At 73.2% G+C, this 15,200-nt stretch carries 12 protein-coding genes; 8 read left to right on the forward strand and 4 right to left on the reverse strand.

Going from position 1 to position 15,200, the window contains the following annotated elements:
• The first annotated feature begins 125 nt into the window (after positions 1 to 125).
• Positions 126 to 1,340, forward strand: coding sequence for an acetyl-CoA C-acetyltransferase (locus ABT369_RS10445; RefSeq protein ID WP_350611452.1), 1,215 nt, complete (start codon positions 126 to 128; stop codon positions 1,338 to 1,340).
• A 9-nt stretch (positions 1,341 to 1,349) separates the two neighbouring features.
• Positions 1,350 to 3,461, forward strand: a complete 2,112-nt coding sequence (locus ABT369_RS10450) for a 3-hydroxyacyl-CoA dehydrogenase NAD-binding domain-containing protein (RefSeq protein WP_350611453.1) — start codon at positions 1,350 to 1,352, stop codon at positions 3,459 to 3,461.
• Between the two features lie 47 nt (positions 3,462 to 3,508).
• Here ABT369_RS10450 and ABT369_RS10455 read toward each other — a convergent pair whose 3' ends face one another.
• Complete coding sequence (locus ABT369_RS10455) at positions 3,509 to 4,660, reverse strand: acyl-CoA dehydrogenase family protein (protein ID WP_350611454.1); 1,152 nt, start codon at positions 4,658 to 4,660, stop codon at positions 3,509 to 3,511.
• A 74-nt stretch (positions 4,661 to 4,734) separates the two neighbouring features.
• Between ABT369_RS10455 and ABT369_RS10460 the strand changes: the two genes are divergently transcribed.
• Positions 4,735 to 6,225 (forward strand): aldehyde dehydrogenase family protein, encoded by a 1,491-nt coding sequence (locus ABT369_RS10460; protein WP_350611455.1) that lies wholly within the window; start codon positions 4,735 to 4,737, stop codon positions 6,223 to 6,225.
• A 5-nt stretch (positions 6,226 to 6,230) separates the two neighbouring features.
• On the opposite strand, the gene ABT369_RS10465 is transcribed toward ABT369_RS10460, so the two are convergent.
• Complete coding sequence (locus ABT369_RS10465) at positions 6,231 to 6,908, reverse strand: GntR family transcriptional regulator (RefSeq protein ID WP_350611456.1); 678 nt, start codon at positions 6,906 to 6,908, stop codon at positions 6,231 to 6,233.
• A gap of 16 nt (positions 6,909 to 6,924) precedes the next feature.
• Here ABT369_RS10465 and ABT369_RS10470 point away from each other — a divergent pair, with 16 nt between their 5' ends.
• The 4 genes from ABT369_RS10470 to ABT369_RS10485 are packed head-to-tail and all read left to right on the forward strand — an operon-like array spanning position 6,925 to position 11,066.
• Positions 6,925 to 7,755 (forward strand): enoyl-CoA hydratase-related protein, encoded by an 831-nt coding sequence (locus tag ABT369_RS10470; protein WP_350611457.1) that lies wholly within the window; start codon positions 6,925 to 6,927, stop codon positions 7,753 to 7,755.
• A complete protein-coding gene (locus tag ABT369_RS10475) occupies positions 7,748 to 8,908 on the forward strand; it encodes a CaiB/BaiF CoA transferase family protein (protein WP_350611458.1) in 1,161 nt (386 codons plus the stop codon). The genes ABT369_RS10470 and ABT369_RS10475 overlap by 8 nt, the downstream gene beginning before the upstream one ends.
• The gene (locus ABT369_RS10480; protein WP_350611459.1) at positions 8,908 to 9,936 is read left to right on the forward strand and encodes an LLM class F420-dependent oxidoreductase; all 1,029 of its coding nucleotides are present in this window, start codon (positions 8,908 to 8,910) and stop codon (positions 9,934 to 9,936) included. Before ABT369_RS10475 ends, ABT369_RS10480 begins: the two co-directional genes overlap by 1 nt.
• The gene (locus tag ABT369_RS10485; RefSeq protein WP_350611460.1) at positions 9,933 to 11,066 is read left to right on the forward strand and encodes an acyl-CoA dehydrogenase family protein; all 1,134 of its coding nucleotides are present in this window, start codon (positions 9,933 to 9,935) and stop codon (positions 11,064 to 11,066) included. Before ABT369_RS10480 ends, ABT369_RS10485 begins: the two co-directional genes overlap by 4 nt.
• Here the strand turns inward: ABT369_RS10485 and ABT369_RS10490 are convergent.
• Both ABT369_RS10490 and ABT369_RS10495 read right to left on the reverse strand, forming a co-directional pair.
• Positions 11,052 to 11,738, reverse strand: a complete 687-nt coding sequence (locus ABT369_RS10490; protein ID WP_350611461.1) for a TetR/AcrR family transcriptional regulator — start codon at positions 11,736 to 11,738, stop codon at positions 11,052 to 11,054. The genes ABT369_RS10485 and ABT369_RS10490 overlap by 15 nt on opposite strands.
• A gap of 77 nt (positions 11,739 to 11,815) precedes the next feature.
• A complete protein-coding gene (locus ABT369_RS10495; protein ID WP_350611462.1) occupies positions 11,816 to 13,654 on the reverse strand; it encodes an AMP-dependent synthetase/ligase in 1,839 nt (612 codons plus the stop codon).
• A 290-nt stretch (positions 13,655 to 13,944) separates the two neighbouring features.
• Here ABT369_RS10495 and ABT369_RS10500 point away from each other — a divergent pair, with 290 nt between their 5' ends.
• Complete coding sequence (locus tag ABT369_RS10500; protein WP_350611463.1) at positions 13,945 to 15,180, forward strand: oxygenase MpaB family protein; 1,236 nt, start codon at positions 13,945 to 13,947, stop codon at positions 15,178 to 15,180.
• Positions 15,181 to 15,200 lie beyond the last annotated feature (20 nt).

The following is a 15,200-nucleotide window of genomic DNA, read 5'->3' on the forward strand; positions in this document are numbered from 1 at the left end:
CACCTCGCAGCCGTGACATCGGCGACCTGCGTGCGCCGGGCGGCCGGACGCCTTGACAGCCGCGCGGCGCCTCGGAGAAAGTTAGGCGCGATTCGCATTCGGGCGAGCGACGAGGAGCCGGCGCCATGACGACCGAGGCGTACATCTACGACGCGCTGCGCACCCCGCGCGGCCGCGGCAAGGCGACCGGATCACTGCACGGAGTGAAGCCGGTTTCGCTCATCACCGGACTCATCGAGCAGGCGCTGCGGCGGATGCCCGGTCTCGACCCGGGCCGCGTCGACGACGTCGTGCTCGGCGTGGTCTCCCCGCTGGGCGACCAGGGCGCCGACATCGCCAAGACGGCCGCCCTCGCCGCCGGCCTGCCCGACACGGTGGCCGGGGTCCAGTTGAACCGGTTCTGCGCCTCCGGCCTGGAGGCGGTGAACATCGCCGCGCAGAAGGTGCGATCGGGCTGGGAGGACCTGGTGCTCGCCGGTGGCGTCGAGTCGATGTCACGGGTGCCGATGGGCTCCGACGGGGGAGCGTGGGCGCTGGACCCGGAGACCAACTACACCACCGGCTTCGTGCCGCAGGGCATCGGCGCGGACCTCATCGCCACCATCGACGGCCACGGCCGCGAGGCCGTCGACGGCTACGCCCTGCAGTCGCAGGCCCGGGCCGCGAAGGCGTGGGCCAACGGCTACTTCGCCCGGTCCGTGGTGCCCGTTCTCGACCGCAACGGGCTCGTCGTGCTCGACCGCGACGAGCACCTCCGCCCGGACTCCACCATGGAGGGCCTGGCCGCCCTGCCGGCGTCGTTCGCCGCCATCGGTGACCTCGGCGGGTTCGATGCCGTGGCGCTGCAGAAGTACCACTGGATCGAACGCATCGACCACGTGCACACGGCCGGCAACTCCTCCGGCATCGTCGACGGCGCCGCGCTGGTCGTCGTCGGCAGCGAGGCGGCCGGCCGCGATGCGGGCCTGACACCCCGGGCCCGAATCCGGGCGACCGCGGTGAGCGGCGCCGACCCCACGATCATGCTGACCGGGCCGGCCCCGGCCGCCCGCAAGGCGCTGGCCAAGGCCGGCCTGGACGCCGCCGATCTGGACCTGGTCGAGATCAACGAGGCGTTCGCCGCCGTCGTCCTGCGCTTCGTCGCCGACCTGGACCTGAGCCTGGACATCGTCAACGTCAACGGTGGTGCCATCGCCATGGGCCACCCGCTCGGCGCCACCGGCGCCATGATCCTCGGCACGCTCGTCGACGAGCTGGAGCGCCGCGGCGGGCGGTACGGGCTCGCGACGCTCTGCGTCGGCGGCGGCATGGGCATCGCGACCGTCATCGAACGAATCTGAGGAGCGCGCATGGTCGGCACCATCCGGTGGGAGGACGGCGAGGACGGGATCGTCCTGCTCACCCTCGACCACCCGGGACGTTCGGCGAACGTGATGAACGCCGAGTTCACCGCGAGCCTCGTGAGCACCGTGGACCGGCTGGAGGCCGAGCGCGACCGGATCGCGGGCGTGATCATCACCTCCGCGAAGACGACCTTCTTCGCCGGTGGTGACCTCGAGTCCCTGGTGCGGCTGACCCCGGCCGACGCCGCGGCCGTCGAGGCCGACACCCACGGGCTCAAGCGGGCCGTGCGGCGGCTGGAGACGCTCGGCCGGCCGGTCGTCGCGGCGATCAACGGTTCGGCCCTCGGGGGCGGGCTCGAACTGGCGCTGGGATGCCACCACCGCATCGCGCTCGACGACCCCGCCATCGAGATCGGGTTCCCGGAGGTCACCCTCGGCCTGCTGCCCGGCTGCGGTGGCGTCGTGCGCAGCGTCCGGCTGCTGGGCATCGCCGACGCGCTGGGCAACTGGCTGCTGCGCGGCCAGCGGCACCGGCCGCCGGCCGCGCTCACCCACGGGCTCGTCGACGAACTCGCCCCCGATCCGGTCGCCCTGCTCGCCGCCGCCCGCGCCTGGATCGCGGCGAACCCGGACGCCACGCAGCCGTACGACCGCAAGGGCTACCGGATTCCCGGCGGTACCCCGGCCACCCCGGCGCTCGCCGCCCAGCTGCCGGCGCTGCCCGCGACCCTGCGCAAGCACCTCAAGGGCGCGCCCTACCCCGCGCCGCGCAACATCCTCGCCGCCGCGGTCGAGGGCGCGCAGGTCGACCTGGACACCGCCCTGGTCATCGAGGGCCGCTACTTCATCGAACTGGCCACCGGCCAGATCGCCAAGAACATGATCCAGGCCCTGTTCTTCGACGTGCAGCGGTCCGCCGCCCGGGACCCCGGCGCGGGCGACCCGCCGGCGCGGCGCGTCGCCGTCGTCGGGGCCGGGATGATGGGCGCCGCCATCGCCTACGTCTGCGCGAAGGCGGGCCTGGAGGTCCTGCTCAAGGACGTCACGCTCGAGGCCGCGCGCAAGGGCAAGGCCTACGCCGAGGGCCGCCGTCACGACCAGGCGCTGCTGGACCGCATCACCCCGACCGCCGACGTCGCCGACCTCGCCGGCGTCGACGTCGTCATCGAGGCGGTCTTCGAGGACCCGACGCTCAAGCAGCAGGTGTACGCCGAGATCGAGCGGGTCGCACCGGATGCGCTGATCGCCTCCAACACCTCCACCCTGCCCATCAGCCTGCTCGCCGGGACGGTGCGCCGGCCCGAGGACTTCGTCGGCCTGCACTTCTTCTCGCCGGTGGACAAGATGCCGCTGGTCGAGGTCATCCGCGGCGAGCGGACCACCGACGCGACGGTCCAGCGGGCCCTCGGCGTCGTCCGGCAGCTGCGCAAGACGCCCATCGTCGTCAACGACAGCCGGGGCTTCTTCACCAGCCGGGTCATCGGGACGTTCACGAACGAGGGCGTGGCGATGCTGGCCGAGGGCATCCCGGCCGCGACCATCGAGCAGGCCAGCAGCCAGGCCGGATACCCGGCGCCGGTGCTCGCGCTCATGGACGAGCTCACCCTCACCCTGCCCCGCCGGATCCGCCAGGAGACGGCGGCGGCGGTGGTCGCCGCGGGCGGGGCCTGGACACCGCACGCCGCCGACGCCGTCATCGACCGGATGATCGACGGGCACGGACGCCCGGGACGCGCCGGGGGAGCGGGCTTCTACGAGTACCGCGACGGCAGACGGGCCGGGCTCTGGCCGGGGCTGCGCGACGAGTTCGGCGGCGCCAACCTCGGCGTGCCGTTCGAGGATCTCCAGGAGCGGATGCTCTTCGTCGAGGCGATCGAGTCGGTGCGCTGCCTGCAGGAGGGCGTGCTCACCTCGGTCGCCGACGCCAACGTCGGCTCCATCCTGGGCATCGGCTACCCGAGCTGGACCGGGGGCGTGCTGCGGTACATCGATCAGTACGCGGGCGGGCTGCCGGGCTTCGTCGTCCGGGCGCGGGAGCTCGCCGAGCGCTACGGCGAACGGTTCGACCCGCCGGCGCTGCTGTGCGCGAAGGCCGAGCGGGGCGAGTCGTTCGCGTAGGCCCGTCCAGGCCGGTGCGTGCCTGACGCACGCACCGGCCGATGGTGCTACCGCAGCTCGTCGGTCAGACCGTAGGTCCGGGCGATGATCTCGCGCTGGATCTCGCTGGTGCCGCCGTAGACGGTGGAAACGATGGAGGAGCGCACCAGCCGCTCCATGTCGAACTCGGTGGCGTAGCCGTAGCCGCCCATCATCTGCATCGCGTCGAGGGCGACGCGGCGGGCGGTCTCGGTGGCCTTGAGCTTCGCCATCGAGCTCGCCCGGGGCAGCACCGCGCCCGGCGTGCGGTCGAGTTCGGCGGCGGTGCTGTACACCAGCAGTCGGGCGCATTCGATCTCGGTGGCCAGGTCGGCCAGGCGGTGGCGCAGCACCTGGAACGAGCCGATCGGCCGGCGGAACTGGCGCCGCTGCTTGACGTAGGCCACGACGTCGTCGAAGGCCCGCTGGGCGGTGCCGAGCATGAGGCTGGCCAGGATCAGCCGCTCCATGTTGAGCCCGGCCATCAGCTGCTTCCAGCCCGCGTCGACCTGGCCGACCACGGCGTCGGCGGGCAGGACGCAGTCGGTGAAGTACAGGTCGTTGACCTCCCGGCCGCCCATGGTCTCGATGCCGGCGACGACCAGCCCCGCCGCCGTCGTCGGGACCTGGAACATCGTCAGGCCGGAGTGCTCGCCGGCCCGGCCGGACGTGCGGGCGACGAGCAGGATGTGCTCGGCGAGATGGGCGTTGGAGCACCAGGTCTTCTGCCCGTTGACGACGAACTCGTCGCCGCGGCGCTCGGCCCGGCAGCTCAGGTTGGCCACGTCGGAGCCGGCCTCGGGCTCGGACATCGCGATCGCCTCGACGGCCCCGCGGGCCACACCGTTGAGGATGAGCTTCTGCTGCTCCGGTGACCCGAAGCGCTCGTAGGTCGCCGCGACGATGATCGACGTGGTGAAGCCGCCGATGGGTGCCATGGCTCGGGACGTCGCCTCGAGGAAGAGGCACAGGTCGACGATGCCGGCCCCGCCGCCGCCGTGCTCCTCCGGCAGGGAGAGGCCCAGCCAGCCCAGCTCGGCCATCTTGCGGTACAGCTCCGGGCTGTGTGTCTCCCGCCCGCCGTCGGTGAGCTGCTGCCGCTGGGCCCGGCTCCCGGCCTCGCGGCGGCAGAAGTCCTCCACGGCGGCCACCATCGACCGCTGCTCATCGGTCCACTCCACGGCATCCTCCAGTTCCACAAGGGATTGACACGAAGATTAGACTATCGAATATCAAATGTCAGGAGGCCGGTGCGATGACGTCCATCGTTGAACAACCCCGCCGCTTGCATGTCGTCGATCCGGCCACCGGTGAGCCGGCCGGCGACTACGACATCGCCGACGCGGCGGAGGTCGACGCCGCCGTGACCCGGGCGCGCGCCGCCGCGAGCTGGTGGAGCGGCCTGGACGCCCGCCGGCGCGCCCGCCATCTGCTCGCCTTCAAGGCACTGATCGCGGGCCGGATCGACGAGCTGGCCGGGCTCATCCGGGCCGAGACCGGCAAGCCGATCGCCGGGGCGCAGCTGGAGGTCATGCTGGCCGTCGAGCACCTGGACTGGGCCGCCCGCAACGCCCGGCGGGTGCTGCGGCGCCGCTCGGTGCCGTCCGGGATGCTGGCGTTCAACCAGGCCAGCTCCGTGCAGTACGTGCCCTACGGTGTCGTCGGCGTGATCGGGCCGTGGAACTATCCCGTCTACACCCCGATGGGCTCGATCTCGCACGCCCTCGCGGCCGGCAACGCGGTGGTGTTCAAGCCCAGCGAGTACACCCCGGGCGTCGGCGTGTGGCTGGCCCAGCGCTGGTCCGAGCTCCTGCCCGACCAGCCGGTGCTGCAGGTCGTCACCGGCGACGGCGGCACCGGGGCGGCACTCAGCCGCGCCGCCGTCGACAAGATCGCCTTCACCGGATCGGCGGCCACGGCCCGCGCGGTCATGGCGGCGTGCGCCGAGCGGCTGACCCCGGTCGTGATCGAGGGCGGCGGCAAGGACGCGCTCATCGTGACGGCCGACGCCGACCTGGACGCGGCCGCCGCCGCGGCGGTCTTCGGCGGCCTGGGCAACGCCGGCCAGACCTGCGCCGGGGTCGAGCGCGTCTACGTCGAGCGGGCCGTCCACGAGCCCTTCGTGGCGAAGCTGGCCGGGCTGATGCAGCAGGTCCGGCCGGGCGCCGAGCCGGAGGCGGCGTACGGGCCGATGAGCACGCCCACGCAGGCCGCCATCGTGCAGCGCCACATCAGCGACGCGATCAGTGGCGGCGCGCGGGCGGTGGTCGGCGGCGCCGAGTCGGTGCGGGCGCCGTTCGTCGAGCCGGTGCTGCTGGCCGATGTGCCCGAGGACAGCGCCGCGATCACCGAGGAGACGTTCGGCCCCGTCATCGTGGTGAACCCGGTCGCCGACGCCGACGAGGCGCTGCGCCGGGCGAACGCCAGCACCTACGGGCTGTCCGGCTCCATCTTCACCCGCCGCCGCGGCCGCGGGCTGGCGCTGGCCGCCGGGCTGCGCGCGGGCGCGGTGTCGGTCAACTCGGTGCTCGGATACGCCGGCGTGCCCTCACTGCCCTTCGGCGGCGTCGGCGACTCCGGCTTCGGGCGCATCCACGGCGCCGACGGCCTGCGCGAGTTCAGCCGGCCGCGATCGGTGACCTGGCAGCGGTTCCGGCCGCCGATCGACCTGATGACCATGCAACCGGCGGCGTCGGCGATGCGGATGTCGCTGGCCCTGTTCAAGTGGCGTCACGGCCGGCGGTGACCCGCTCACTCGCTCCAGACCCCGAGCCCGTCCAGGTGCTTGACGAGCCGCTCGGCGCCGTCGTTGAAGTGCCGCGCCACGACCGGGCGCACGGCGGCCGGGTCGCGCGCCTCCAGCGCGGCCAGCAACGCCTCGTGGTCGGTGACCATTGCCGCCCGCCACTCGGCGTTGCCCGCGTAGAAACGACTCGGGGTGTACCGCGTGGCCGCCCGCAGCAGCCAGGACAGCTTGCGGGCGTCCGCCAGCCGGTTGATGCTGCGGTGGAACTCGAACTCGAGCTGCTCCACCCGGCTGACCTGCCGGGCGTGGGCGGCCCGGCGCAGCCGCTCGTGCTGCTCGCGCAGGTCGGCGAGCTGGGCCGGGGTGATGTCGGCGGCCACCCGGGCGGCGAGCTCGCCGGCGATGTGGCCCTGCACCGCGAAGACGTCGACGATGTCCTGCCGTGAGAGCGGGGCGACGACGTGGCCGCGCCGCGGCTGCAGCTCCACCATGTCCTCCGCGCGCAGCATCAGCAGCGCCTCGCGCACCGGGGTGATGCTCAGCCCCGTCTCCTCCGCGACCTGCTCGAGCCGGATCCGCTCGCCCGCCCGCAGCTGGCCCGACATGATCCGGTCGCGCAGCAGGTTGGCCACCGTCTCGGACAGCTGCGGCTGGGACAGGTCGCCCGTCTTCGTCCGTTCCATCCGTAGAGAGTATCAAATGTCAAATATCACTGATCCGGACCGGACGGAGCCGATCGGGGCCGGGCTGCTGGCCGCCACCGGCCACGGCGTCCGCACGATCTGGTTCGACCGGCCCGACCGGCGCAACGCCATGACCCTGGAGATGTTCCGCGACTACTACACCGCCCTGCGGTCGGCCGACGAGGACCCCGCCGTCCGGGCCATCGTCGTCACCGGCACCGGCGACTGGTTCTGCACCGGCGCCGACCCGGAGTCGCTGCAGGGGCTGCTCGACCCGCACCACCGCGACCGCCTGGTGCACGAGCTCGGCTTCGCGGCCCACCTGCCGGCGACCCTGTCGACGCCGATCATCGCGGCGGTCAACGGCGGCGCCGCCGGCCTCGGCCTGGTGCACGCCCTCTACGCCGACGTCCGGTTCCTGGCCGCGCAGGCCCGCCTCTCCACCGCGTTCAGCCGCCTCGGCCTCGTCGCCGAATACGGCAGCGCCTGGCTGCTGCCCCGCCTCGTCGGCGCGGGCAATGCCCTGGACCTGCTGCTCTCCGGCCGCAGGATCGACGCGGCGGAGGCGTTGCGGATCGGGCTCGTGCAACGGGTCCTCCCACGCGACCGAGTGCTCGCCGAGGCCCGAGCCTATGCCGCGGACCTCGCCGAGCACTGCTCGCCGGCCTCGATGGCGGCGATCCGGCGGCAGGTATGGTCGGGCCTGGAGACCGGGATCGCCGCCGCGGCGGACGCCGCGGTCGAGCACATGGCCGCCTCGCTGGCCGGGCCGGACTTCGCCGAGGCCCTCACCAGCCGGGTCCAGGGGCGCGCCCCGCGGTTCGCGCCGAGGGACGCGCGTGCGTAGGGGCCCGCTGGCCGGGGTCCGGGTGCTGGAGCTGGCCGGGATCGGGCCCGGCCCGTTCGCGGCGATGCTGCTGGCCGACCTCGGCGCCGACGTCGTGCGCGTCGACCGGCCCGAACCCGGCGCGCCGCTCCTCGGCGACCCGAGCCGCGACCTGCTCAACCGGGGCAAGCGCTCGATCATCGTGGACCTCAAGCACCCCGACGGCGCCGACGTGGTCCTCAGCCTGGCCGAGCGCTCCGCCATCCTGATCGAGGGGTGGCGCCCGGGCGTGGCCGAACGGCTGGGCCTCGGGCCGGAGGCGGCGCTGGAGCGCAACCCGGCCCTGGTGTACGGGCGGATGACCGGCTGGGGCCAGGACGGGCCGCTGGCCCACGCGGCCGGTCACGACATCGGCTACATCGCCGTCGCCGGGGCACTGCATCCCGTCGGCCCGGCCGACGGGCCGCCGCAGATCCCGCTCAACCTGGTCGGCGACTTCGGCGGCGGCGCGCTGTACCTCGTCGTCGGCTGCCTGGCCGCGCTGCACGTGGCCCGCAGCACCGGCCGGGGCCAGGTCGTCGACGCCGCCATCGTCGACGGCACCGCCCACCTGACCACCGTCTTCGCAGGGCTGCTGGCCGGCGGGGCCTGGCGGGCCGAGCGGGGCCGCAACCTGCTCGACGGCGGCGCCCCGTTCTACAGCGTCTACGCCACCGCCGACGGCGGGCACATGGCGGTGGGTGCCCTGGAGCCGCAGTTCTACGCCGAACTGCCCCGGCTGCTCGGCCTCGCCGGTGCCGGGCTGCCGGCCCAGGACGACGTGCGGGGATGGCCGGCGCTGCGCGCCCGGTTCGCGGCGGTCTTCGCCACCCGCACCCGGGACGAGTGGACCGACCTGTTCGAGGGCACCGACGCCTGCGTGGCGCCGGTGCTGTCGCTGGCCGAGGCCCAGCACCATCCGCACCTCGTCGCGCGCGGGACGTTCGAGGATCACGCCGGGGTGCGCCAGCCCGCCGTGGCGCCGCGGCTGTCGTACACACCGGGAGCGGTCGGCGGCCCGCCACCGGCGCCCGGTGCCCACACCGAGGCGGTCCTGGCCGAGTGGGGCCTGGGCGCGCACGCCCGCCATTGGCTCGACAGCGCCGCCGCCGGCCGGACCCGGGAGGAACCCTGATGCGCATCGCCACCACGCTCGCCTACGCCAACGACCCCAGGAGCGAGGCGGACGCCGTGGCCGGGTGGGAGCGCGACGGCCTCGACGTCGTGTGGGTGAACGAGGCCTACGGCTTCGACGCGCCGACCATCATGGGCTACCTGGCCGCGACGACGCGGCGGCTGGAGATCGGCTCCGCCATCCTGCCCGTCTACTCGCGCACGCCGGCCCTGCTGGCGCAGACCGCAGCCGGCCTGGACGCGATGTCGGGCGGGCGCGCCCTGCTCGGCATCGGCGCGTCGGGGCCGCAGGTGGTCGAGGGGTGGCACGGCGTCGCCTACGACCGGCCGCTGGGGCGGACCCGCGAGGTGATCCGGATCTGCCGGCAGGTGTGGCGCCGGCAGGCACTGGAGCACGAGGGCATCTACCGGCTGCCGCTGCCCGCCGGGGAGGGCACCGGGCTGGGCAAGCCGCTGAAGCTGCTCAACCACCCGGTCCGCGAGCGGATTCCGATCTACGTGGCGAGCCTCGGCGACAAGAACGTGCAGATGACCGCGGAGCTCGCCGACGGCTGGCTGCCGTTCCTGTACGACCCCGGGCGCGCGGCCGACGTCTGGGGCGGCGCGCTGGCGGCCGGGCGCGAGCGGCGATCCGCCGATCTCGCGCCGCTGGAGGTGGTGGCCGGCGGGCCGCTGGCCATCGGCCCGGACGTGACCGGCCTGCGGGATCTCGCCCGGCCCCTGATCGCGCTGTACGTCGGCGGCATGGGCGCCAAGGGCCGCAACTTCTACCACGACCTGCTGTGCCGCTACGGCTACGCCGACGCGGCCGGGCGCATCCAGGAGCTGTACCTGGCCGGGCACAAGGCCGAGGCCGCCGCCGCGGTGCCGGCCGAGCTGCTGGAGCGCACCAGCCTGATCGGCCCGGCCGCGTACGTGCGGGACCGGGTCCAGGCGTATCGCGACGCCGGCGTCACGGTCCTCAACGTCACGCCGCTCGGGCCCGACCCGCGGCGCCTCATCGCCGCAGTGAAGGAGATGACGCAGTGAACCGCACGACGTTCACCGCCGAGCACCGGGCGTTCGCCGACATGGTGCGCGCCTTCATCGGCAAGGAGATCGCGCCGCACCACGAGCGCTGGGAGGCCGACGGCATCGTCGACCGCGCCGTGTGGCGGGCCGCGGGCGCCGCCGGGCTGCTGGGCTTCTTCGTCGACGAGCGTTACGGCGGCGGCGGGGTGACGGACCGGCGCTTCAACGCCATCCTCACCGAGGAGCTGGCCCGCGCCGGCGCCAGCGGACCGGCGTTCGGGCTGCACAACGACATCATCGGGCCGTACCTCACCGACCTGACCACCGACGAGCAGCGGCAGCGGTGGCTGCCGGGCTACTGCTCCGGCGAGATCATCACGGCGATCGCCATGTCCGAGCCCGGCGCCGGTAGCGACCTGCAGGGCATCACGACCACCGCGGTGCGCGACGGCGACGAGTACGTCCTCAACGGGCAGAAGACCTTCATCAGCAACGGCATCCTGGCCGACCTCGTCATCGTGGTCGCCCGCACCGACCCAGCGGCCGGGCACCGGGGGATCAGCCTGCTGGTCGTGGAGCGCGGCATGCCCGGCTTCGAGCGCGGCCGCAACCTCGACAAGATCGGGCAGAAGGCGCAGGACACCGCCGAGCTGTTCTTCTCCGACGTGCGGGTGCCGGTGGCCAACCGGCTCGGCGCGGAGGGCGAGGGTTTCCGGTACCTGATGCGCAATCTGGCGTTCGAACGGCTGTCGATCGCGGTCGCCGCGCTCGCGGGCGCCGAGGCGGTGTTCGAGCAGACCCTGGCCTACTGCAAGCAGCGCCAGGCCTTCGGGCGGCCGATCGGCACCTTCCAGCACAACCGGTTCGTGCTGGCGGAGCTGGCCACCGAGCTGCGCCTCGGCCGGGTCTTCGTCGACCAGTGCCTGATCGACGCGGCGCTCACGGCCGAGACCGCGGCGATGGCGAAGTGGTGGTGCACCGAGCTGCAGCTGCGCACCGTCGACCGGTGCCTGCAGCTGCACGGCGGCTACGGCTACATGCGCGAGTACGCGGTGGCCCGGGCCTATCTCGATGCCCGCGTGCAGACCATCTACGGCGGCACGACGGAGATCATGAAGGAGCTGATCGGCCGGTCACTCGGCCTGTGAGCCGTGCTCCAGCATCGGCACCAGGAACCGCCGGGCCAGCGCGCGCAGCTGCTCGGCGTCGTCGAGATCGATGACGTGGCTCGGCGTGACCAGGAAGGAGCAGGACAGCCGCGTCATCAGCTCGGCCACCACCTCCACGTCCACGTCGCCGGAGAGGTGCCCGGCGCGCTGCTCGCGGCGCAGCTGCCCGGCGACGAAGCGCTGCACCGTGGCCAGGGTTCCCCCGCCGTCGCCGATCATCGACGGGATGAGGGTGTCCGGCTCGCCGGCCATCAGGCCGCCGATCAGCGGGTTGCCCCGGATGGCCTGCAGCGAGCTGACGAAGCCCAGCACCACCCGGTCGGCGACGGTCGCGGCCTGCTTGATGTCGACGAGGAACCGGTCGAAGTACCGCCGGAACTCGCGCCTGACCACCTGCTCGACGAGCGCGTCCTTCGAGGCGAACCGGCGATAGGCGGTGATCCGCGAGACGCCGGCCCGCCGGGCGACGTCCTCCATGGTGGAGCGGCGGATACCCATGCGGCAGAACTGGTCGTAGGCCGCGTCGAGCAGCTGCCGGGCGACCTCGTCGCTGTCGTCGGCCCGCCCGAGCGCGTCGGTGAAGGCGCGCTCGAGCAGCGACGGTGCGCCCGGCGGAGCGTCGAGCGCGGACATCAGCGGGTCGCCGGCCATGAGCCGTCCTGCTCCTGTTCCTGCGATACGTTGAGGCGAGTTGCGTATCACAGTACCAAGCGGTGGCCGGGCGGTGCCTATCCGGCGTAGAGCGCGTCGATGGTGTCGCTGTAGCGGGCGGTGATGACCCGGCGCCGCAGCTTCAGCGTGGGGGTCAGCTCGCCGGTCTCCGGTGTCCAGCTCGACGGCAGGATCCGGAAGCTCTTGACCTGCTCGGGCCGGGAGAGCCGGGCGTTGGCGGCGTCCACCGTGGCCTGGATCTCGGCCAGCAGTACCGGATCCGCGGCCAGGGCGGCCGGCCGCGGGTCCTCGATGCCGTGCGTCCGGGCCCACTGCGGCGCGACCTCGTCGTCCAGGACGATCAGGGCCGTCACGTACGGCCGCCGGTCGCCGATCGCCACGGCCTGGCCGATCAGGGGATGGGCGCGCAGCAGTGCCTCGATCTGGGCCGGCGAGACGTTCTTGCCGCTCGAGGTGATGATGAGTTCCTTCTTGCGGTCGGTGATGGTGAGGAATCCGTCCTCGTCGAGGGTGCCGACGTCGCCGGTGGCCAGCCACCCGTCCGCGTCGGTGATCGCCTCCACGCCGCCGTCCCGGCGCAGATAGCCGGAGCAGACCAGCGGTCCCCGCACGAGGATCTCGCCGTCCTCGGCGAGGCGGACCGCCATGCCCGGGTTGGGCCGGCCGACGGTGCCGGTGCGGAACCGGGCCGGCGTGTTGATGGTGGCCGTGCCGGTGGTCTCGGTCATGCCCCAGACCTCGAGCACGTCGAGACCGAGCCCGGCGAGGAACCGCAGCACCTCGACCGGGATGGGCGCCGCGCCGCTGCCCGCCCACACCATGTTCTGCAGCCCGAGCAGCGCGCGCATAGGCCGCAGGACGGAGTCGTCCGCCTGCGCCAGCCGGGTGGCCAGCTCGTCCGGAACCGGCCGGCCGGCCGCGCGCAGCTCGTAGGCCTCCAGCGCCACCGCGCTCGCCGCCTCGAACGCGGCGCGCGCCGCGGGTGCGGCGGCGGCCAGCTGGGCCTGCACGCCGGCGGCCATCTTCTCCCACACGCGCGGCACGCCGAAGAACGAGGCCGGCCCGACCGCGCGCAGCGCCGCGACGAGCTGGCCCGCGTCCGGGCAGATCGTCACGTGACCGGCGCGGTAGACGGCGTTGTAGATGCCCAGCATCCGCTCGGCGATGTGCGCGAGCGGCAGGTAGGCGACCGACGGGGCGTGGTCGGGCACCGCGACGGTCGCCTCGAGCACCACGGCCTGGTAGATGACGTTGTGGTGGCTGAGCACGACGCCCTTCGGGTCGCCGGTGGTGCCGGAGGTGTACAGCAGCGTCACCGGCTGGTCCGGCCGGATCGCGCGCCAGCGCCGCTCGAACGCCTCGGGGTCGGCGCGGTGCGCGGTCCGGCCCACGGCCCGCACGTGCGAGAGGGGCACGGTCGCCAGGCTGATGTCGTCCGGCGCGGGCTCGTCGACCAGCACGATCCGGCGCAGGTCGGGCAGATCGGGCAGGATCGGCCGCCAGCGGGCGAGGTCGGCCGCCCCCTCCAGCACGAGGACCTGGGCCCGGCTGTGCACCGCCAGGTACCGCAGCTGCTCGGGGCTCAGCGTCGGGTAGACCGTGGACGGCACCGCGCCCAGGTGAACCGCGGCCAGGTCGACCAGCCAATGCTCGGGCCGGCCGGACATCATGATCAGCATGTGCCGGCCCGGCCGCAGCCCGATCTCGGCCAGGCCGCGGGAAATCTCGGCGACCTCCTGACGCAGCTCGGACCAGGTCCGGGTGTCGTCGCGGCCCAGCGTCGTCAGCGCCGGCCGATCGCCGAAGTCGGTGGCGTTGCGGTGCAGCAGGCCGGGAACGGTGAGGTCGGCGGCGGTCTTCGCGCACTGGTCGGCAAGGGTGTCGGCGGGGTCCATGGGTGTGCTCCTTAACCGGGACCGGGCGGGGTGTCGGTCGAGCAGAGCCGCTGCGGGCTTACCGGCACTGTAAACGACGGCTAACTTTCTGGGAAGGTTCCGCGTGTGCTCCCTCGTCTCCATCGGGAGAACGGAGAACCGCGACTAACTGCAGTGGCACGGCGCGCATTGATCGACGTAGCCGGATGTCTTGTGGTCGGGGGCGCGGTGTGCTCTGATGCCTGATACACGGATGCAGTTCGTGTATCAACGTATCAACGAGCTTCCGGCCTCAAGGAAAGAGGAGAAGCGTGGAACCACTCAGCAGACGCAAGGTCTTGCGAGCCGGCGGGGCGCTGGGCGCGCTCGGGGCGCTGACCGTCGCCGCACCCGCGCAGGCGAAGTCGGTGTGGACGTGGTCGCCCACCGGCTCCGTGGCCGGCGCCGGAGTCGGCGCCGATCCGCGGTGGGTGTGGGACGAGGAGGCCGATCCACTGGTCGCCTCGCTGATCGATCGGGGCGACGTGCCCGCCGTCAACGCGCTGCTGCGGACCTGGACCAAGAACGGCCAGGCGCTGCCGGCCGGGCTGCCCGCCGACCTGCGCGACTTCATGGAGCGCGCCCGCCGGCTGCCGGCCTGGGCCGACCAGGGCAAGCTGGCCACCGCGGTGCAGTTCAACCAGAAGCGCGGCCTGTACCTCGGCGTGCTCTACGGCCTGGCCAGCGGCATGATGAGCACCGTCATCCCGAAGGAGGCCCGCGCCGTCTACTACTCCAAGGGCGGCGCGGACATGAAGGACCGCATCTCCAAGACGGCCAAGCTCGGCTACGACATCGGGGCCGTCAACGCCTTCCAGCCCGACGGCGAGATGATCGTGACCGCCGTCAAGACCCGCCTGGTGCACGCGGCGGTCCGCCACCTGCTGCCGCAGTCTCCCGACTGGGCGCAGGTCGCCGACGAGGACATCCCGATCAGCCAGCGCGACATGATGGTCACCTGGCACAGCCTGCCCACCACCGTCATGCAGAAGCTCAACGCCTGGCAGGTGCCGATCCCGGCCGCCGAGTCCACGGCGTTCCTGCACTCGTGGCAGGTCGGCGCGCACATGCTGGGCATCCGCGACGAATACATCCCGGCGACGTGGAGCGAGGCCAACGCCCAGGCCCAGCAGGTGCTCACCCCGATCCTGGCGCCGACGGCCGAGGGGCTCGTGCTCTCCGACATCCTGCTCAACCTCGGCTCCGTGATCGACGGCGGCCTGCTGACCAAGCCGATCCTCGGCGCGTTCACGCGGTTCATGCTCGGCGACCAGATCGCCGGCTGGCTGAAGATCGCGCGGGAGCCGCTCTGGGACACGCTGCTGCGCACGGCCTGGGGCCCGTTCATCCTCGTGCGCGAGGGCCTGCTGCCGTTCCCGCTGGCGCCCGAGGCCTACTGGCTCTTCGACGAGTTCCTGCGCAAGGCCGCCCTGCTGTTCCTGTCCGAGGCCAAGCCGATCAGCATCGAGATCCCCGTGACGAACCGCCCCGGGCAGGTGTCGCGCTGACCCGAGCGCACGTCGGCCGG

It is taken from the genome of Dactylosporangium sp. NPDC000244 (assembly GCF_040300725.1).
Classification (GTDB): domain Bacteria; phylum Actinomycetota; class Actinomycetes; order Mycobacteriales; family Micromonosporaceae; genus Dactylosporangium.

Excerpts from the sequence above, each read along its gene's own strand:
- ABT369_RS10445 (WP_350611452.1), top strand. The coding sequence starts at position 126 with ATGACGACCGAGGCGTACATCTACGACGCGCTGCGCACCCCGCGCGGC.
- ABT369_RS10450 (WP_350611453.1), top strand. The coding sequence starts at position 1,350 with ATGGTCGGCACCATCCGGTGGGAGGACGGCGAGGACGGGATCGTCCTG.
- ABT369_RS10460 (WP_350611455.1), top strand. The coding sequence starts at position 4,735 with ATGACGTCCATCGTTGAACAACCCCGCCGCTTGCATGTCGTCGATCCG.
- ABT369_RS10465 (WP_350611456.1), bottom strand. The coding sequence starts at position 6,908 with ATGGAACGGACGAAGACGGGCGACCTGTCCCAGCCGCAGCTGTCCGAG.
- ABT369_RS10470 (WP_350611457.1), top strand. The coding sequence starts at position 6,925 with ATGTCAAATATCACTGATCCGGACCGGACGGAGCCGATCGGGGCCGGG.
- ABT369_RS10480 (WP_350611459.1), top strand. The coding sequence starts at position 8,908 with ATGCGCATCGCCACCACGCTCGCCTACGCCAACGACCCCAGGAGCGAG.
- ABT369_RS10490 (WP_350611461.1), bottom strand. The coding sequence starts at position 11,738 with ATGGCCGGCGACCCGCTGATGTCCGCGCTCGACGCTCCGCCGGGCGCA.
- ABT369_RS10495 (WP_350611462.1), bottom strand. The coding sequence starts at position 13,654 with ATGGACCCCGCCGACACCCTTGCCGACCAGTGCGCGAAGACCGCCGCC.